Origin of the sequence: Rahnella inusitata (assembly GCF_003263515.1) — a bacterium.
GTDB classification, from domain to species: Bacteria; Pseudomonadota; Gammaproteobacteria; order Enterobacterales; family Enterobacteriaceae; genus Rahnella; species Rahnella inusitata.
Genome location: NZ_JYDE01000017.1, coordinates 154035 through 175773, shown reverse-complemented (window position 1 = coordinate 175773; position 21739 = coordinate 154035). Strand labels below are relative to the sequence as shown.

Below are 21739 nucleotides of genomic sequence, written 5' to 3'. Positions count from 1 at the left end.
TGACTTTTATCTGTCAACATAACGCTGGGGAAGTGTGAATAATGAAAAAATTGAAAATCGCATTGCTGTTAGGCTGCGCTGTGGCCTCCTTTTCCGCACTGGCCGACGGTTCTGCGCTGAAGTTTGGTCTGGAAGCACAGTACCCGCCGTTTGAATCTAAGAGTGCCACCGGCGAATTACAGGGTTTTGATATCGATCTGGGCAATGCCGTCTGCGCCGCCGCCAGCCTGAAATGCGACTGGGTGGATACCTCATTCGACAGCCTGATTGCAGGATTGCAGGCACGTAAATTTGACGCCATTAACTCGGCCATGAACGTCACTGAGAAACGCCGTCAGGCGATTGATTTCACCGACGTGATTTACCGCGTCCCGAGCAAACTTATCGCCAAAAAAGATTCCGGCCTGCTGCCTGATGTGGCGTCGCTCAAAGGTAAACATATCGGCGTATTGCAAGGCTCGATTCAGGAAAGTTACGCCCAGGCCCACTGGGCACCGAAAGGCGTCGATGTCGTCTCGTATCAGGATCAAAACCAAGTCTATCTGGATCTCTCCTCCGGCCGCCTCGACGGTACTTTAGTGCTGGCACCGGCCGGTCAGACCGGTTTCCTGTCGCGGCCTGACGGTAAAGATTACGGATTTGTCGGCGACGCAGTGCGTGACGATAAAATCCTCGGCAGCGGCATCGCCTTCGGCCTGCGCAAAGGTGATACAGCCACCAAAGAAAAACTCGATAAAGCCATCGCGAAGGTTAAGCAGGAAGGCACCGTGAAAACGCTGTCGAAGAAATACTTCGGGGATATTGATGTGAGTGTGAAGTAAAAGATCGCGCCATCTCACCCTTTTTAAAGAAGTTACTGAGTTGGTTTGCTTTGCTCCTCCCCCTGCGAAGGGGGAGGAGCAAACCAGATACCCCTCAGCCGCAGATCTCAACGTTCCCTCAGTGATTCCTTCACCTTATTCAATGGTTTAATCAGATAATCCAGCACACTTTTCTGACCGGTTTTGATATCCACATTAGCCACCATCCCCGGTACGATCGGGAACTGACGACCGGCTTTGTTGGTCAGGAAGGCTTTGTCGGTGCGCACGTAAACCCGGTAATAGTACTGATCGCGCTTCACTTCATCCTGCAAAGTGTCCGGCGATACGCCTTCGACTTTGCCCTCGAGATCGCCATAAATCGACGAATCGTAGGCCGATATTTTCACCGTGGCCGGTAAACCCGGACGGATATAGGCAATGTCACGCGGGTTGATGCGGGTTTCGATCAGCAACTGGTCTTCGATAGGAACGATTTCCATCAGCTTGCCGCCAGGTTGTAACACGCCGCCGACGGTGGAGACCTGAATGTCTTTGACGATGCCATGCACCGGCGAATACAGCTCTGAGCGCGTCACCTGATCTTCCTTGCCGGCCATTACCTGCATTTCCGCATCCAGATCGGCGTTGTTTTTCACCTGCTCCTCGCGCGCGCGCACTGCATACTGGTTAATCGCATCGTCGATTTTTCCGCGCAGTTCGCTGGCCTGACGTTTCAGGCGGATCACTTCCACCTGCCCCGCCGCGCCTTTGGCCACCAGCGGCTGTGTCATATTGATTTCGTCGTTCACCAGTTTCAGTGACTGCTGGAGATTGCTGACTGTTTCATCGCGGTTCTGCTTGCGCGACAAATAGAGCTGACGCTCACGCGCCACCAGTTCCGGCGATTTCATGGTTTCCAGGCTAAATTTGAGCGGCGCGCCGGTCAGCTCGGCGCTCAGGCGCTCGGAGGAGGCGCGCAGCGTGCGCACCCGCGATGCCGCTTCACCGAAGTTGGACCGCGATCGGGTCGGATCAAGCTGCGCCAGCAGCTGTCCGCGATTGACCACCGAGCCTTCCTGTACCAGCAGTTTTAAAATCACGCCGCCGTCGAGGGAGTCTATCTGCTGCGCTTTGCTCGATGGCGTTACTTTGCCGGTACCGACCGTCACTTCATCGAGCACCGCGAACCGGGCCCAGATGAAGAAGATCAGCAGGCTGGCGAGCGATGCCCAGATAATCCACGAGACTTTGCGACCTTCGGCTTCCAGCTCATCATGCAATGTCAAATGTGCCATGCGGTGTCCTCAGCAGCTCAGGCTGCGCCTTGTCGGTTGTCAGTGGCTGCCGCAACGGCAGGTACAGGCGTATTGCTGGCGGCGGTCGCCAGAATTTTGTCGCGCGGCCCGTCGGCCACGACGCGACCGTTGTCCATCACCACAATTCTGTCCACCAGCTTGAGCAGCGCCGGACGGTGCGTCACGACGATGAGCGTCCGTCCCACCAGCCAGGTATGCAGCTGGCGGATCACGTACTCTTCCAGCGCTTCATCCATCGACGCCGTCGGTTCATCAAGCAGCACCACCTGCGGATTACGCAGGATCAAGCGGCTCAGCATCACCATTTGCCGCTGGCCGCCGGAAAGCCCGCGCCCGCCTTCATTAATCACTTTATCGAGGCTGGAGGCGTCGGCCTGCACCATCGACAGCGCGCCGCTGATGCGCAGCGCCTGCAACATTTCCTGATCGCTGGCGTGCGGATAACCGAGCATCAGGTTCTGCCGCAGCGTGCCGAAGAACAGGCGCGAATCCTGCGACAGATAGCCGAGCTGGCGGCGAATATCGGCCGGTTCGACTTTGGTCATGTCCACGCCGTCGATCAGGATTTTCCCCTGCGACGGGCTGGCCTGGCCTGAGAGCAGTTTCAGCAGCGTGGATTTCCCCGCGCCGACTTTGCCAAGGATCGCCACGCGCTCGCCGGGTTTGATCTCCAGCTGGCCGATGCCGAGCACGTTCGGCGCATTCTCCTTATCGTAGGTATATTGCAGATTGCGTACGTTGAAGTGGCCGCTCAGCGTCGGACAGTGCGACAACTCGGCATCTGCCGGGCGGTCGATGGGTTTTTTCAGCAATTCATCCAGCCCGTGCATGGCGCTTTTGGCGTGCTGCCAGCGCGAGAACACCATGGTCAGCTGCATCAGCGGCGCGATGGTGCGCGATGACAACATGCTGCAGGCCACCAGCGTACCGGTGGTGATATCGCCGCTCAGCACCAGATACACGCCGAACACCAGCATGCCGCCGTAGGTCAGCTGCTGCACCGTCGACGCCCAGCCGGTCAGGCGCGCGCCCCACAGACGCTGCTTCATGCCGACCGCTGCGCTCACTTCATGCGTTTGTTCCCACTGACGCTGAAAGTAGGCTTCAGCCTGTAACGCTTTGATGTCTTCGATTCCTTCGATCGTTTCCACCAGTACCGCATTGCGCAGCGCACTTTCACGCATCCCCTCTTTCGCCAGTTTGGCCATCGGCCACTGGATCAAAATGCCGGGAATGACGATCAGCGGGATGGCCAGCAGCGGGATGATCACCAGCGGGCCGCCGATAAAGAACATAATGCCAAGGAACAGCAGCACGAACGGCATGTCAGCGGCAGCGCTGACGGTGGTCGAGGTGAGGAGTTCGCGCACCTGATCGATTTCGCGCAGCTGAGAGATAAAGGAACCGGTGGATTTTGGCCGGTCATCATTTTTGATGTTCATCGCCCGCACAAAAAACAGCGAGGAAACTTTGAGATCGATGCGTTTACCCATCAGATCAGACACCAGCGTGCGCATCAGGCGGATGATATATTCCAGCCCCGCCGCCAGCACCACGCCGAAAAACAGCACCCACAACGTCGGGAAAGATTGCGCCGGAATAACGCGGTCGTAGACCTGCATCGAGAACAGAATGCCGGCCAGCGCCAGCACGTTACCAATGATTGAGGCCAGTGAGATTTCGGCGATTTTCCGCCCTGAACCACGGAAGTTTTCCCAGAACCAGTGTTTGCGGTGCGGTTGCACGAACTGGTCGATGCGCTGATCGCGCCCGCGCGGTGCCACGCCGACTAAGAAAACCGGGCCGGAGCTTTGTTCGAGCATCGTCGCCAGTTCCATCGAGCGCAGTAAATCGCCGCCGTCGCTCAGCCAGTAATCGACCGTGCCGTCATCATGCAGATTTTCCAGTACCGCAATGCCACCCTGTTTCAGCGTGACCACGGCGGGCAAGACTTCCTGGCGCCAGCGCACCTGACTCCAGCTGACCATGCCGACCTGTAAACCCATCAGACCGCTGAGGCGATCGAGCTGACGGCGCAATGGCTGATGTTCGAACCAGCGCATTTGCTGGCGAAGATAAAGCGGATCGGCTGGTTTACCGAAGGATTCGGCCACGCGCCCCATGGCGCTTATCCAGACGTCTATCGACAAAGGTGTTGCTGTCTCATTACTCATTTCAACCTCGTTATCGAATGCTTCTGGGTCATTCCCGTCGTGCCTGACCTTTACAGCGACGGGATGGTGTCACCGGTTTGTTTCTGGCGGTCGATGCCTAACATATCGACCAGATTGTCCACCGCTGCGGCGTAGCGCACCGTGGCGTCCCATCCGTCATACAGTGCGCCGATGCGCATGGTGTCAGCCTGAAAAACGTCTTGTTCGACGCTGAGTAAATCGTTCAGGCTGCGTTTGCTAAGTTTGTATTCGTCCTGATAGACACTGCGGGTGTGCGTGGCGCTGCCGTACTGTTCTTCGCCCGCCACCTGACGCTGCTGGCCGCCTATCATGTCGGCGTAGGCGGTCGAGGCTTTCTGGTTAATGTCGAGCTTGGCTTTTTCCACGTCCGCCTGCGCCGCCTGACGCTGGCCTTCCGCCGCGCGCACTTTGGCGCTCACCGCGCCGCCCTGATACACCGGCGCATCTACCGCCAGCTGCACCTGATCGTCCCAGTAGGAACCGCCACCGCCGGTATTTTCGTAACGGGTGCGACCGGCCTGAATTTTCAACGTCGGCCAGTGCTGCGCCTCGGTCTGATTGACCAGCTGGATCGCCGCCTGTTGCTTGGCCTGCGCCGCACGAACCAGCGTGCTGTTCTCATAGGGGATTTTGTCGAGGGTGACTTTCTGATCCAGCAGGCTTTGCGGCAGATCCGGCAGATTATCGGAGACCACGCCGGTCAGTACCGTCAGCTGCGCCTGCGCCGAGCGCTGCTGGGCGCGGTACTGTTCAACCGTGGCGCGCATCCCGGCGATGCGGGTTTCGGCCTGCAATACGTCGGACTGCGAACTCAGCCCGGCATCGGCGCGCAGTCTGGCGGTGTCTTTCACACGTTCGATAGAAACAATATTATCGCGGGCCGCGAGGCTGAGTGCCTGGTAGCGTTTGACAGACAGATAGGCCTGCATCGTGCTGAGCGCGACGTCGGTCATGGTGCTGTAGAGGGAATAGCGATAGGAGTCAGACAGGTATTCCTGCTGATCGATACTGCCGCCGGTGCGACCAAAGTCGTACAGCAACTGGCTCAGCTGGATCCCGGCGGAGGCGTTATTGCTCAGGCTGCCCGCCGAGTCCGTCTGGTGAGATTTGCCCGCGGTTCCCTGCAGGGAAATCTGCGGATACCACGCACTTTTGGCTTCATCAAGATTGCCGTTGCCGACGCGAATTTGCGCCGCCGCCTCGGCAATTTGCGGATTGCGCGCGAACGCCCGCAAAATCGCATCACGTAACGACAGGCTGGCGCGCATCTCTTCCGTCGGCGCTGCCTGCCAGTTAAATTCCGGCTGTTTGTCAGCCGCCCATACGTCGAAGTTCCCTGTTAAAGCCGTCAGGCACAAGGTGCCCAACAACACGGCTGCTCGCCGTTTCACAGTCTTATTTTTCATTACCGACACCACTTAATTACGCCGATAGATGGATTTGCTCCTTCCCCTATCGAGGGGAAGGTTGGGATGGGTGTGGGTTTGGCGACTCAGTCGCCAGCAATCCCCGTCCCCGCCTCCCCCTTCGCAGAGGGAGGAGCAAAGTCTTAGTTTTGTTGAACGTGTAAACCGTGCTGTACCAGTACGTCTCCCAACGTATTGGACGCGTCCATTGCCGCATTGTGATAAACGTCGAAGGTCAGGCCATCCACCGTGCGTTGCCCGGTTTCCGTCCATGCGCCGTCGGTGCCCATTTGCAGATTCACCAGACTGCCCTCGCCCCCTTTAATCACCACTTCATCGGTCGGATTATCTTTCACCGTCAGCGCTTCATGCAGGTTCAGCGAGATGCTGTTGGTGCCGGAGTTGCCCAGATCAAAGATTTCGATATGTTCAACTTTCAGCCCGAGCAACGTCAGATCCAAGTGCTGATTGGTGCCCGCCAGCAACAGGGTATCGGTGCCGGTGCCGCCGTCGATCAGGCCGAAGTCCAGCGTGTGCACAGAAATGGTGTCGTTGCCCGCGCCACCGATGGCCTCACCGTTGGTGGCGGTCAGGTCGATCGCCACACCGCCGATGGAGAACACCGTATCGGCGTGAGCGGTCGTTTCCGCTGCGGACGCCGTGGTAGTGGTCTCCGTTGTCGCCAGCGCAGAGACCAGCGTGCTCGCGGCATGCGTGGTATCGGTGGTGGACGTCGAATCGGCAGTGATACTTGCGCCCGCCAGTGCATGGCTATCGTCAGTGGTGGAGAGCAGGCTGGCCTGCGCTGCCAGTGTTTCCGGCGGCAGCGTCGAACCACCGGACAGCCCGACGTGAACGTCGAACCCGTTACCCGCCACGTCCGTGGCGCGCAGTTCCACCACGTCGCCGGTCAGTGCTGCCAGCAGCGCCGGGAGGTTCAGGATGCTGAAAGCATTGAACACCGCACTGCTGAATTTCACCGTCCATGTCCCGTCGGCCTGCACGATCCCGGACAACGTATTCCCCAGTAAGGTCACCAGCACCACACCGCCTGCGCCGATGTTGCGGCTCTTACCCGTGAGTGTCAGCCCCGAGCCCAAAATGCCGCCCAGCAAACCGGTCAGCGAACCGAGTGCGTCGAGAGACGCGACCGGCAACGCATGGGTTTTCACCGTCAGCGCCTGAGTCGTGTTGCTCACGTTGCCGAGCAAGTCGGTAATCGCGACCCCGACCTGGGTTGCACCGTCAGCAATGCCTTTCAGTTCTGCCGAGGTGAACGCCACATTCCAGGCACCGTTAGTGACCGTACCGGTATGCGTGATGCCGCCGACCGTAACGGACACCAGACTGCCGTTCGCCGCGTTGGTGGTTCCGCTCACGGTTTCGCTGCTGCTGGCTTCACTCAGGTTGAGGAAGCCATCGCCACCAAACAGGGATGGTAACGGGATGTTGATCGTCGGCAGATGCAATCCGACCGACGCCGAGCCCGTACCGGAGGTTGAGTGCCCGGCGGCATTGGTCAGGTTCGCACTGACGTTGAGCACGCCATCCGTCAGAGCCCCCAGTATTGACGCGCCGACGTTAGCAGAGAACGTGCCGTCCGCTTTCACCAACGCACTGACGGTAGAATTTCCGACCGTCAGCGTGACGGTCGACCCCACCGCATTGGTGGTGTGACCGGTGATGGTCTGGGTTAACAGCGCATCTGCGGCGTTCAGCAAACCGTCGCCGAAGATGCTGTCCAGCGTGATGGTTGGCAAAGACTGCGCGATAACGCTCAGCACGCCGGTTTGCGTTGCCTGGTTACCGACGCCATCCACGACTTTAGCCACCACGTCAAACGAGCCGTTAATCAGGCTGCCGAGATCCAGCGTTGGCACCGCCACGCTGAATGCGCCACCGATACCGACCGTCGCCAGATACGTTTTGCCCCCCAACGTCACCGTAACCTGCGTTCCCTGCGCCACATTGCTCGCCACGCCGCTGATGGTCTGCGCCGTGAGCAGATCCACCACGTTGAGAATGCCGTCGCCGAAGACAGGGTTAAGCACAATGCCCGGTGCAGCGTGAATACCGACCGTCACACCGGCATTGGTGGTCGCCGTGTTGCCGACCGTATCGGTCACGGTGACACCCAGCGTCAGGTTGCCGTCGAGCAGATTAGTCAGATTGGCGGCATTCAATGCAGCGCTGAATTTGCCGTCGGCACCGACCGTGGCGGTCAGGTTTAACACGCCCAGACTGATGGTGACGGTTTCCCCCTCACGACCGTTGATGACCGTACCGCTTATCACCGGAGACAGCAGGGATTCAGCCAGATTCAGGATACCGTCGCCACCAAACAGCGGATCGAGCACCACTTTCGGCAGAGAATGAATGATGACGTTTGCGGAAGCTGCGCCCGAACCAAGGTTGCCCACAGCGTTGGCGACAGATGCGCGGATGTCCAGCCTGCCGTCCTGGAACAGACTGAGGTCGCCCGGTTGCAGCGTGACGCTGAAATTACCGGCTGCATTAGTGGTCGTGCCCAGATAGGTTTTGCCGTTAACGACCACACTGACCGTCGAACCGGTCGCCACGCCGCTGGCGATCCCGCTGATGGTCTGCGTCAGCAGCGCATCCGCCGCACTCAGCAGGCCATCGGTGAACGGCGTATTGAGGGTTACGGTTGGCGCCGTGATATTGACGGTCGCCTCCGTAGTCAGGGTGCCGGTGTTGCCGTTGGTGGCATTCACATCCACTTTCACATCCAGCAATCCATTGAGCAGATTCGTCAGCAGATTGTTTGGCACGGTGACCGAGAAGTGTCCGCTGGCATCTACCGTGGCGTTAATCGCCGGGTTGTTGCCCACGGTGACAGCCACAGTAGAACCCGCCGCCACGTTCTTCACGGTTCCGGTGACTACCTGATTGAGCAGTAAATCCGCGGCGTTAAGCAGGCCATCACCGAACAGAGGATCCAGCACAATTTGCGGCAGGTTATTCACCGCAACGGTCAGGTTCCCCAGGGTCTGGGTGGTAATGTTGCCCGCGGCATCTGCCACGGAAAGCACTACCGGCACCACGCCGTCGGCCAGCGTATCCAGCGCATGCGCCGGTACGGCAATGGAGAACACGCCGTTAACGACGTTTCCGGTGAAGGTCAGCGCACCCACTTTCAGGGTGGCCAGTGTGCCGTTGACCGCCGTGGTGGTTCCGCTGACCACCTGTTCAACACCGGTTGTGGTGGTGTTGAGCAGGCTGGTGGTGCCCGCCAGCAGACCGCCGACGGTATCAATCACCGGTGCAAGGGAAGCCACCTCAATATTCAGCGGTTCGGAATGCACGTTGCCGTACTGATCGGTGATAGACAGCGTCAGGGCATTATTCCCCTGCAACAATCCCTGCAATACGTTTGGCAGCAGCGCCAGATTCCAGTTGCCGTCTGCGCCGACAACAGAACTCGCCAGCACGGTATCGCCCAGTTTGACGTTGACGGTAGATCCTGCACCGGCATCGGTTGTGCTGCCGCTCAGCACCTGATTGACCAGCAGCGCCGCGCCGTTAAGCACCGGCAGACCGGTCAGCAGGTTGACATCAAGCAGCTGATTGAACTGGAGATTCAGACCCAGATTCACATCCGTCGTGTTACCCGCCGAGTCAGCAACTGACGCAGAAACCAGATGTGTGCCGTCACCAAGAGCCAGTCCGGTTAACTGCTCTGGCAGCAGCGTCAGTTTCCAGGTGCCATCTCCCTGAACGTTAGCGGTACCCACGGTGACACCGGCAATTTTCACTGTGACCAATGAGTTGGTACCGGCATCGGAGGTGCCGCCGATCACGGTGCCCAGTAAGGCTTCGGTCAGGCTCAGGACGTTATCGACCAGATCGCCTCCGCCACTGGTCAAGCCCAGCGTCAGCAACGCGCCCACGGTATCGACCGTGAAGTTATGCGTGACGGTGGTGTTGTTACCGGCCAGATCGGTAAGCGATGCGGTATAGCTGTTATCGCCCTGTCCAAGTGCATTCCAGTCAGACGCCGGGACGCCAACACTCCAGCCGCCTCCGCCCTGCACCACGGCGGTGTAAGTTTTGCCGTTCATGGTGATGGTAACGGTACGCCCGACATCGCCCGTGTCTGCGGTGCCGCTGATGGCCTGATTCGCCGCGGCTTCGGTGGCATTAAGCACGTTGTTGTCTGCACTGATGTTGCCCGGTGTGAGTACCGGCGGCGTCAGATCGGTAAGTACGGTCTGGTTCGCTGTCGCAGTAAGCACCGTTGCTGTAATAACTGTGCTGCTGCCATCAGTAAATAAATTGGCTGGCACATTAACCGTCCATGTCCCGTCGGCCAGAACGGTCGCTGTAACTGGCGTTACCCCCACCAGAATAGCGACTTGTGAGACACCCGGAACTACACCAAGCCCGGCAGCGGCACCGGAAAGAGTGATGGTGCCGGTGTTGTGTTCAGCAAGGTTGATGTAGTTATCACCTGCGACCACGTTGAGGGAAATGGATGGCAGCGCTGGCACAGTCAGATCGACCCCAAAGTTCGGGAGAGTATCGGTCGCGGTATTGCCCGCGACATCCGTGACAGAAACGCTGATGGTGCTGTTGTCGGTGATCGCCTGAAGCTGCACGGGTGTCAGTGTCAGCGACCAGGAACCGCCCTCGCCGACGATGGCCGTTAACGGGCCCGCCACACCAGGAATAGTGATAGTGACCGTAGACCCGACCGCAATCTTGCTGGTGGTACCCGACAAGATTTGCGGTGAAAGACTCTCGGTGTAATTCAGGCCGTCGCCGCCGACAAAGGTATTGATGTCGATGGCAGGCAGACCTGCGCCGGAAGAGGCCACAATCACGCTGCCGGTTGCCGCACCTGGGTTACCGTTCTCGTCACTGACGGTCGCGGTGATGGCCAGACTGCCCTGTGCAACCGTAGAAAGCTGAGTATTATTCAGCGTCAGCGTCCAGTTTCCGCCTGCGTCCACGGTGGTGGTAAACGGACCGGCCGCACCGATATTCACGGAGACCGTGCTACCAAATGGCGCATCGGACGTCCCGGTGATCGCCGCGCCCGACAGCAGTTCACTCGCATTCAGGTAACCATCGGTAAACACGTCTGTAATCGTGATAGCCGGTGGCGTGAAGTCGGTAGTGAAGCTGAGCGTACTGCTGCCCGTATTACCGTTGGCATCGGTCACGTTAACGATGAAAGTATGATCCGTACCGGTCAGCGAACTGAGTACGCCTGCCGGAATACTGACCGTCCATTCACCCGTTGCCGGTATCACGGTGGCCGGATAGGTTTTGCCGCCCACATCAACGGTCAGGGTCACATTCTGGTTACCCAGCGCCCCTGATAATCCGCCAATCGACACCACACCCGCCGCTTCGGCAATGTTCAGCACAGGGCCGAAACTGTCGGTGATGGTCGGCGTCAGTTGCGTCACATCGGCGGTGAAGGTGGAACTCGCCGCCAGACTGGTGTTGCCGTACTGATCGGTAACCGTCGCCGTAATGGTGTGATCGCCGGTGGTGCCGAACTGCGCCAGTTGTGCCGGGGACAGTTCCAGGCTCCACGTGCCGTCAGCGGCTGGCGTCACGGTAAACGGACTGCCGGTGATCCCGGCGATTGTCACCTGAACGCTTTGATCGTTGCCGGTGATCCCCGTCGCGCCGGTGATCGTCTGCGCTGTCGCGGCTTCTGCGAAGTTCAGTACGCTGTCGCCAAACAGCTGATCGATAACCGGTGCCGCCGGAAGCGAAATCTGGACGCCCAGAATTTCGCTGTCAGTACTGGAGTTACCCACGGCATCAGTCACGGTGACGGTAACCGTCCAGTTACCGTTTGGCAGTGTTGCCAGCTGGGATGGCAGCAATGCCAGCTCCCACGTGCCCGTCGCCGCATCGACCGTGGCGGTGGTGTAGTCAGTGCCGTTGATGTTCACCACGACAGTTTGCCCGGCGGTGGTGGCACCGGTGAGGCCGCTCAGCGTCCCGCCCGCCTGCGCTTCTGCGTAGTTGATAAGACCGCCAAAACTGTCAGTCACGGTCGCCAGTGGCAGATCGTTCACGATAGTCGGCACATTAATGGCTGTGCTGTTGGAGTTACCGCCAACGTCTGTCACTACCACGGTAACCGGGGTACCGGCAGTGCTGTCAGGTAACGCAGAAAGCACGTCAGAAGGAATAGTTGCAGACCATGAGCCGTCCGGATTCACCGTGGCGATAATCTCGGTGGTACCCACGGTGACCAGCACCGATTTCACATCCGTGATACCGGTAGTGCCGCTGATAATTTGGTCTGCTGCCGCTTCAGCTGCGTTGAGTGCACCATCGCCAAACGGTTGATTAATCACCGGAGCAGGCACCGGCGTCAGGTCAACCGTCAGGCTGCCGCTGACAGAGGCGGTATTGCCGGTGACGGCGTCCACCGCTGTCACGGAAATATCCGCCGCGGAACCGAGCAGCACATTGAGCTGTCCGGCACCGACGTTCGCGGTCCAGACATTGCCGGTCACTGTGCCGTTGAACTGCACTGTACCGATGGTCAGAATAACCGCAGTGCCGTCCGGCAGATTGGACGCTGCCCCCGTGACGATAAAGCCTGCCGCTGATTCAGCAATATTGAGAATATTGTCTCCCGCCACTGGCCCAATCGTCAGCGTTGGCAGGGTGTTAATAGCCAGCGTGAAATCATCGGTCACCGTGTTGGTATTGCCATCAGCCCCCGTGACACTGACCTCGACGGTTTTCAGCCCGTCGGTGGTGATTCCCCGCAGGTCGAGCGTTGGAATGGTGACATTCCAGTTGCCGTCGTTATCAGAAACCGTGGTGTAGGTGATGCCGTTGAGTTTCACCGTGACGGTAACGTTGCTTTCCGTGATGCCGCTCACCGGCAGGCCGGTCAGCACTTCCGCAGCATTGAGGATATTATCCAGCCCGGTATCAACATCAACGGTCAGCAGCGTTGGCGTCGTGTGAACAGTAATGTCATGCGTAGCACTGGCCGGGTTACTCGCGATGTCTGTCGCCGTCGCAGTGATCAGATTGTCGCCTTCCGGTAACGCCTGAGTTTGCGCCACGGTGAGTGTGACGCTCCACGAGCCGTCAGACTGCACCAACGGCGAATAGGTGACGTTATTCAACGTGACGGTGATGATATTACCGGTCGGTACGTGGGTGGTGGTCCCGCTGAGGGTCAGCGGCTGGTTGTGCTCCTGCGAGTTAATAATGTCATCGCCGGACACCGTTTTGATGGTTACGGTCGGTAAATCACCCGCCTGGGCAATCACGGTCGCGTTGTGGGTGGTACTCGCCGGGTTGCCAGAGCTATCGAGCGAGCCCGCTGTCACGACCAGAGGCCCATCGGAAAGCCCCGTCAGGGCAGATGCCGGAATATTCACCGACCAGCTGCCATCAGTACCCACGGTGGTCGGATAGCTGACGTTATTGAACAGTACATTGACCGGCTGGTCAGCTTCGATATTGGTCGAGGTCCCGGTGATAGTGAAACCGTCGGTTTTTTCCGCCACGTTGATGTAATCATCGCCCGCGATATCGGTGATGGTCAGCGTAGGCAGAGTGGCCCTGGCGGCATCCACGGTGAAGCTGCGCGTTTCAGTCGTCATGTTACCCGCCGCATCCGTGAGGGTGGCGGTTAAGGAGTACGGGCCATCAGGAAGTTGTTGCACGACGTTACCCGGCAGCGTAAAGCTCCAGCTTCCGTCGTTTTGTACCAGCGCGGTGTAAGTCACACCGTTGAAATTCAGCACTACGGACACCGGTTGTCCGGCATCGGCGATGTCTGAGGTTCCGCTGATCACCACCTGTTGCAGGGCTTCAGCCGCGTTGATGATGTTGTCGCCCGCAACGGCGCCAATGACCAGCTCCGGCGCGGTGAAATCAACGGTTATCTGGTTGGTCGCCGTACCGGAATTGCCCGCCGCATCGGTGGCGGTGACCACCATCGGCAAGGTATCGTCGGTGAGGTTTTCCAGCACGGTGGACGCAATTGTGATCGACCATTGTCCCTGCGCATCCGCCGTGGTGTTGTAGGTCTCCCCGGCAAAGGTGACAGAAACAGTTTGCCCCGGTCCGGTCGCGCCTGTGCTGCCGGTGATGATTTGATCACTGCCCGCCTCAAGCGCATTAAGATAACCATCGCCAAACGGCGCGGTAATCGACGGTGTCGGTAAAGTGGTCGCAATGGCGATGGTCACCGGCAACGTAGTGGTGTTACCCGCCAGATCGGTCAGGCTGGCATTGAGAATGTAATTACCGTTCTGCAATCCGGTCAGATCTCCCGCCGGGATGTTGGTGGTCCATGAACCATCGGGCTGCACCTGCGCCGTATAGGTCACGTTATTGAACGTCAGCTGAACGAATTGGCCTGCATCCTCCGGACTCGCCGTACCGGTCAGTTCGACCGCACCGAGAATTTCGGTCGCATTGATCGCGTTATCACCGGACACCAGCGCCACACTGAGCGTCGGTGCGGTAAAGTCCACGGCGACTGAACCGTTGACGGTGCCGCCGTTACCGGCCGCATCCGTAACGGTGACCAGAATATTGTCCACATCCGCTGGCAGCGCTTTCAGCGAATCGGACGGGATGGTGACGGTCCATGTCCCGTCTGTGGCGACGGTGCCGGTGTAATTCTGTCCGGCAATGCTTACGGTGACCGTCTGGCCGTCACCGGTCAGACCCGTGGTACCGGTGAGCGTCTGGGCGGTTGCCGCTTCAGCGGTACTCAGACGTCCGTCACCAAAGGCCGGTTCAATAGTCGGCGTTGGCAGGGTGGTGTAAATACCCAGCGGTTGTTCGCTGGAGACCGGGCCATTGGCGGTGGTCACGGTGGTCACGACAACCGCCGAGGTACCTTCCGGTAATGTCGCCACCTGCTCTGGCGTCAGGGTATAACTCCAGGTGCCGTCGGCTGCGGTCTGTACCGTGACGTCAATCGTACCGATCACAATGCGCACGTCGGTTCCCTCAGGGACGTCAGAGGTGGTGCCGCTGACGATCACGCCGCTTGCCGCTTCCAAAGCATTGATTTTGTTGTCGCCCGCGATGATATCGATCCCCACACCGCCGAGCGTGGTATCCACGGTGAAGTTTTCAGACGCGCTGGCCGGGTTGCCCGCCAGATCGCTAACGGAGACATTGATGGTGACTGAACCATTCGCCAGAGCACCCAACGTGGCCGCCGGGACGGACACACTCCATGCGCCACTGGCTAACACGGTGGCAGTGAAGGTGGCATCACCAATCGTGATATTCACAATCTGACCGGCTTCCACGTTCGTGGTTGTACCGCTCAGGGTTTGCGCCACCTGACTTTCTGCCGCATCCAGCAGGTTATTGCCCGCGAAGTCGTTGATGTCGATGACGGGTTGTGCCGCCGGATTGGCAGCCAGGCTGACGTTTTCACTGACACTGGCAGTATTACCGGCGGCATCAGATAAGGACGCGGTCAGCGGATAAGAACCGTTAACGACGTTTGCCAGCACACCGGCCGGAATGGTCGCCGTCCAGGTGCCGTCCGCCTGAACCGTTGCGTTATAACTGAGCCCCGCAATGGTCACCGTCACAATGCCCCCGACTTCAGCGGCATCGGTTGAACCGGTGACCTGAATGTCGGCCGCCCCTTCAATGGCGTTCACACGTCCATCACCGGTCAGCGGATTTACCGTCAGGGCTGGCGGAGTGAGATCGAGCGTTATCTGGCTGGTGGTGGTCGTCGGGTTACCGGACGGATCACTGATCAGCGCCGACACGGTATAGCTGCCTGCCGGAAGTCCGGCCAGCGCGGTGGAAGGCACGGTTGTGCTCCACGAACCATCGGGAAGGACGAGCGCCGTAAAGAATTTATCGTTGAAGCTAATGGTCACCGTCTGACCGGCTTCGTCAGGCGACGTTGTACCGCTGAGCGTTATACCGGACGTCACTTCCGCCGCACTCACCAGACCGTCACCGCCGACTGGCGTAATGGTCAGAACCGGTCCGGTCTGATCCAGCGTGACCTGTCCGGTTGTGGTGGTGCTGTTGCCCGCCGCATCTTTGAGGGTCGCGGTCAGGGTGTAATCGCCGTCGGCCACACCGGTCAGCGTGCCGCCCGGAATACTGGTACTCCAGGTGCCGTTACCCTGTACCAGCGCGGTGTAGGTCTGGTTATTGAAAGTCAGCGTGACGGTTTGTCCCGCATCTTCTGGTGATGCCGTCCCGCTAAGGCTCAGACCGCTTGCGGCTTCAGCGGTGTTGATCACACCATCGGTCGCCACCGGATTGAGAAGCAGCGTTGGCGGCGTGAAATCAACATTCACGTTGCCGGTCAGCGTGCTGCTATTACCGGCTGCGTCTGTCACGGTCACGATAATTGGGTTATCCGTGGCTGGCAGGTTCTGCAAGTCAGCGGAAGGCACGGTCACGGTCCATGATCCGTCAGTCGCCACAGTGCCGGTGTAAGGAACGCCGTTAATTTCTACGGTGACAGTCTGACCATCGCCGGTCAGGCCCGTTTTACCGGTGAGCGTCTGATCGGTGGTGGCTTCGGTGGACCCTAACAGACCATCGCCAAATGGCGTATTCAGGGTCGGTTCCGGCAGTGTGGTGTAAATGCCCACGTCCTGCTGGCTGGTCACGGTGCCGTTGGCCGTGGTCACCGTCGAGACGATAACGTGACTGGTACCGTCGGCCAGATTGGCAATATCCCCTGCCGGAACGGTGTACGTCCAGTTACCGTCAACATCCGTGGTAGTGGTGTAGGTGATGCCGCCCAGTTTGATGGTGACCGTGGTGCCTTCCGGCACGTCTGCGGTCGTACCGCTGATGACAACCCCCTGCGCCGCTTCGCTGGCGTTGATGTTGTTATCACCGGCGATGGTATTGATGGCGATGCCGCCGAGGGTGGTATCGACCAGGAAGTCTGATGAGCCAGTCGCCGGATTACCGGCTTTATCGCTCACCGAGACGTTGACGGTCAGGTTGCCATTTTCCAGCGCATTTGCCGGAATGCTGACGCTCCATGCACCGCTGGCCTGAACAACAGCTTCGTAACTCAGTGGCCCGATAGTGACAGTGACAATCTGACCGGCTTCGACGTTGGACGTCGTACCGCTCAGGGTCTGCACAACCTGATTTTCAGCCGAATCCACCACGTTGTTACCCGCAAAGGTATTCACGCTGATGGTCGGCAACTGCGCCGGGTTCGCTGTGACGGTGACCGTTTCGCTGGCACTGCCGGTATTGCCTGCAGCGTCAGAGACGCTGGCGGTCAGGGTATAAGAACCGTTCGCCACGTTAATCAATGCATTGGCCGGAATGTTCACCGTCCAGCTGCCGTCATCCAAAACAGTGCCGGTGTAAGTGTGTCCGGCAATGGTCAGGGTCACCGTACGCCCGGCTTCCGCCACGCCCGCAGTCCCGGTGACAGGAATTAATGCGCCAGCTTCGGCGTTGTTAATGGTGCCATCAACGGCAACCGGATCCACCGTGACCACCGGCGCTACCGTATCAACAGTGACATTGGCGGTGATCAGGCTTTCGTTACCCACTTCATCTTTCGCAACGACCTGAACCGGTGCGTCACCCTGAGTAAGCGCGCCGAGATCGGCTGACGGTATGCTGACACTCCAGCTGCCATCAGCGCCGACTGTCGCCTGATAATCTTTACCGCCCAGCGTGACGGTGACTATTTGCCCGGTGCCACTGACGCCGGTTGAACCGCTCAGTGTTTGTACACTGCCCGCTTCGGTTGCATTTAACAGACCATCACCAAATGGCGTATTCAGCGTAACAGAAGGCAGGCTGTGGGTGATCGCGTCAAAGCTCAGGCTGCTGCTGACCGGATTACCGGCCGCATCGGTCGCTGATACATTGAGGGTATGCGTGCCGTCAGAGAGTAAAGCCAGATCGCCCGCCGGAAGCTGAACGCTCCAGCCACCGCCGACGCCCACGGTAGCGGTGTAGGTTTTACCGTTGAGCGTGAGAGTAACAACGCCGTTGACCGGTACGTTGGTCGAGGTGCCGGTGAGCGTTACGCCCGCCGCCGCTTCGGCGGCATTGAGCAGGTTATCGCCGGTCAGAGGTTCGACTGACAGGCCGCTCAGGGTGTTATCGACGGTGAGATTTGTAGTGCCGCTCGCCGGATTGCCCGCTTTGTCACTGACGGTCGCCGTCAGGGTCAGGGAACCGTTTTGCAGCGCCAGCAGGTCAGCCGAAGGAATGCTGACACTCCAGTTGCCGCCCGTCTGCACAGTGGCGGTGTAGGTCACATTGTTGAGCGTGACAGTCACTGTCTGACCGGCTTCAACCTGGCTGGTTGTGCCGCTGAGGATTTGCGCCGTCTGCTGTTCTGCGCCATCCACCACGTTGTTGCCCGCAAAGGTATTGAGCGTCAGGGTCGGCGCCGTTGCCGGATTGCCATCGAGCTGAACGGTTGAGGTGACGGTGGTGCTGTTGCCTGCTGCATCCGAAATTTCAACACTCAGCGGATATTGCCCGTCCGCGACCGCTGACAGCGCGCCCGCAGGAACGGTAATACTCCACTGGCCATTCGGCTGCACGGTACCGGTATAGGTTTCGCCATTGAGCGTCACAGATACCGTGCGCCCGGCTTCGGAAAGTGACGCGGTACCGGTGATAGCAATCGGGCCTGCCGCTTCGGCAATACTGACATAACCGTCGCCCGCAACAGGATTGACGGTCAGAACCGGAGCGGTGAAATCAGCATTTGCCGTGGAGACCACGGTCGCAGTATTTCCCGCCGCGTCGGCTGCTGTGACAGAAATTTGCAGTGGCCCCTGAGGCAATGCCTGCAAATCTGCCGCGGGGAGAGTCACCGTCCAGCTGCCATCTGCGGCAACAGTCGCCGTGTAGGTTTGCCCGCCAACGGTCACAGTCACCGTCTGGCCTTCGCCGCTTTTACCGGTGGTACCGCTGAGCGCCTGACCGGCTGCCGCTTCGGCGAGATTGAGGAAGCTGTCGCCAAACGGCGTATTCAACGTCGGCGTAGGATCAACGTTGTCGATCCCGACATTGACGCTGTTAGTCAGGACATCGCCATTGCTGCCGACAACCGAAGCGGATAACGAAGTGGTCGCGGTGTCGATCCCGGCGATATCAGACGAACTTATTAACAGACTCCATTTGCCGTTGGCGCCCACCAATGCATAACGAGTGAGTGCGCCAAATTTGACGGTGACCTGTGCGCCAACGTCAACACCATAAGTGGTACCGCTGATGGTGATCCCCGCTGCGGTTTCAACGGCGTTAATCACGTTATCGCCGGTGACAGGGTCAATCGCGATGCCGTCATCGGTGCTGATGACGGTGAAACCTTCGCTGCCGGTCGCCGGGTTACCGGCTTTATCAGCAACGCTGACGGTGATGGTTTGTGAGCCGTCAGCCAGTGCCACCATGTCAGCAGCCGGAATGATCACGCTCCATTTGCCGCTGGCCTGAACTTCGGCCTGATACTGTTGACCATTGAGGGTGATGGTGACGATTTGACCGGCTTCTACGCGGGTAGTGGTACCGCTCAGTACCTGGGCGGTTTTGACTTCAGCACCATCGACAGCGTTATCGCTGGCAAATATATCGACGGTGATTGCAGGCTGAAGCGTGGCATCGGCAGCAACGTGAATTGAACTGGTATTGGTGGTGGTGTTACCTGCGGCATCAGACAGTGTCGCAGTGACGGTGAAATCACCATTCAGGCCGCTGAGCGCGCCCGCCGGGATGGTAGTACTCCAGACGCCATTGTCGCCCACGACAGCGATAAAGTTGAGTCCACCGACGGTGAGGGTGACGGTCCGACCGGCTTCACTGACTGATGCCGTCCCCGAAAGGGTCAGCTCGCCTGCGGCTTCCGCCAGACTAATCTGCCCGTCTCCCGCCAGCGGGTTCACGGTCAGGGTTGGCGCAAGGGTATCGACAGACACCGTAGTATTGAGTGTGGTGTGGTTACCGGCGGTATCGGTGACGTTGATGACCACCGCGTTGTTGCCTTGCGGTAATGTTGCCAGCGCGGCAGCCGGAAGGCTCACACTGTAACTTCCGTCGGGTGCTACGGTACCGGTATAGGTTTGCCCGCCAATCACCACACTGACGGTTTGTCCGTCGCCTTTCAGGCCAGTATTCCCGGTGAGCGTCTGATCGCCGCCAGATTCCTGAGCATTGAGCGTGCCATCGCCAAATGGCGGAACCAGCGTCAGTTCGCCAGGATGCACGGCCACGTTAAAATCGGTTGTGGTGGATATCTGATTGCCGTCTGCATCTGTGGTGCTGACGGTGAGCGTTGTTGTGCCATCGGTCAGCGCCTGCAAAGCATCTGCCGGAACATTCACACTCCATGCACCATTTGGGCCCGTCGTGCCGGTGTACGTCTGACCATTTAAGGTCACGGTGATAACGGAGCCTTCCGGCACGTTGGTTGCGTTGCCGGAAATCACCAGCGGAGACTGCGCTTCGACAGCATTCAGCTGGCCATCACCGGAAACCGGGTTGATGGTCAGAATGCCAGCGTTGTCGTCTACCAAAAATTCAGCAGGCGTGGAGGTCTGGTTACCGGCCGCATCGGTCAGCGATGCCGTGAGGGTGTATTCGCCATTGGTCAGCGCCTGCACCGCATCGGCCGGGATGGTCACCGACCACTTGCCGTCCGCGCCAACGACTGCGCTGTATTCAACGCCGCCGAGAGTAACAACTACGGTGCGTCCGGCTTCAGAAATTGAGGCCGTACCGTTCACAGTCAGCGGTTGCTGATGCTCATCACCATTGAGGATATTATCGCTGGCAATCTGTTCGACAGTGACCACTGGCGGCGTTCTGTCCACCACAACAGTGACACCCTGTGTGACTGAATTACCGTCGGTGCCGGTCACGGTCACGGAGATGACATAGGTGCCGTCTGCCAGATTAGCCAAATCAGCCGGAGGCAGATTAATGTCCCATTTACCGTCTGCACCTACCGTGCTGGTATAGCTTTTACCGTTGACAGTCAGCGTGATGGTCTGGCCAGCGGCAACATTTCCCGCCGTCCCTGAGAAGATTTGCTCGAGGCGAGCTTCGGCCGCATTGAGAATGTTGTCACCGGCAAAAGCTCCCAGTGTCAGACTCGCAGCCTGACCGGTATTTCCGCCGTTATTGCCGCCGTTCTCTCCACCGGTTCCGCCATTGTTGCCGCCGTTCTCCCCGCCCGTACCGCCGTTGTTGCCCCCGTTATTACCGCCGTTATTGCCTCCCTGGCTTCCACCATTGTTACTGCTGCCACCACCGCCACCACCACCGCCGCCTGCGGCAATGGCAATGCCTGCGCCGAGGGCGACAACACCAAGGACAGCGCCGAGGATTGCAGGGTCAAAGTTGGAAGAGTCGAGCAGTAAGACACCGACGTCGGGGATGGTTTCATACGCGGGAACGACGGTGACCGCGCCTGCCGTCGCGCCGGTATCGACAAAAGCAGCGTGTTCAATCGGGTGAACACCGTCGTCAAAAATCAGCTCGCTGTGGTGGCCTTTGCCATCCGTATCGAAAAAGCTGTGATAGCGTACGGTACGGCCATCTTTCATGTGGATAACCAGATCGTTACCCACGCGTTCGTAGCTGGCGACCGCATCGCGCGTTGCGTGAACGCGCACGATGCTCAATTGGTTGAGGGTAACATCCTGACTGGCATCAGAAATCTGAGAGATTACTGCACCATCTTTACGAGCAAGAACATCAATAACTACGCCGCCGTTCTGAGCCATGTTGTACCCCTGTCTGAGTCCAGTTATTACTCAAATCCGCCACGAACAACCCCTCCCGTCAGAGAGGTGCTATCGCGCAAACGAGAAGACCATTAAAGCAATGGATTAACTTCCAACTGGTGATGGGTAAAACGAGCGACTGCAAAACGAGCAAAAGTTGATTTTAGTGATGCTTTTTATGTGTTTCTGTTATGTCGTTTAGGAATTTTTTTACTCTAAACTCCATAAGTTATATGCATGATTTGAGTTAAGTGTATTAAAAAAAAGTTATCTTTGTGATAA

Annotated in this window: 5 protein-coding genes; 1 reads left to right on the top strand and 4 read right to left on the bottom strand. The window is 58.6% G+C overall.

Going from position 1 to position 21739, the window contains the following annotated elements; all coding sequences use genetic code 11:
- Positions 1-41 precede the first annotated feature (41 nt).
- Positions 42-821: an ABC transporter substrate-binding protein gene (locus TU92_RS10645; RefSeq protein WP_112166954.1), complete on the top strand. Its 780-nt coding sequence runs from the start codon at positions 42-44 to the stop codon at positions 819-821.
- Positions 822-928: 107 nt separating this feature from the next.
- Here the strand turns inward: TU92_RS10645 and TU92_RS10640 are convergent, their stop codons facing one another.
- The 4 genes from TU92_RS10640 to TU92_RS10625 form a co-directional block, all read right to left on the bottom strand.
- A complete protein-coding gene (locus tag TU92_RS10640; RefSeq protein WP_112166953.1) occupies positions 929-2098 on the bottom strand; it encodes a beta-barrel domain-containing protein in 1170 nt (389 codons plus the stop codon).
- A gap of 17 nt (positions 2099-2115) precedes the next feature.
- Complete coding sequence (locus TU92_RS10635; RefSeq protein ID WP_112166952.1) at positions 2116-4293, bottom strand: type I secretion system permease/ATPase; 2178 nt, start codon at positions 4291-4293, stop codon at positions 2116-2118.
- A 50-nt stretch (positions 4294-4343) separates the two neighbouring features.
- Positions 4344-5720: a TolC family outer membrane protein gene (locus TU92_RS10630; protein ID WP_112166951.1), complete on the bottom strand. Its 1377-nt coding sequence runs from the start codon at positions 5718-5720 to the stop codon at positions 4344-4346.
- 143 nt (positions 5721-5863) lie between these two features.
- Positions 5864-21457, bottom strand: coding sequence for an Ig-like domain-containing protein (locus TU92_RS10625; RefSeq protein WP_112166950.1), 15594 nt, complete (start codon positions 21455-21457; stop codon positions 5864-5866).
- Positions 21458-21739: the final 282 nt, after the last annotated feature.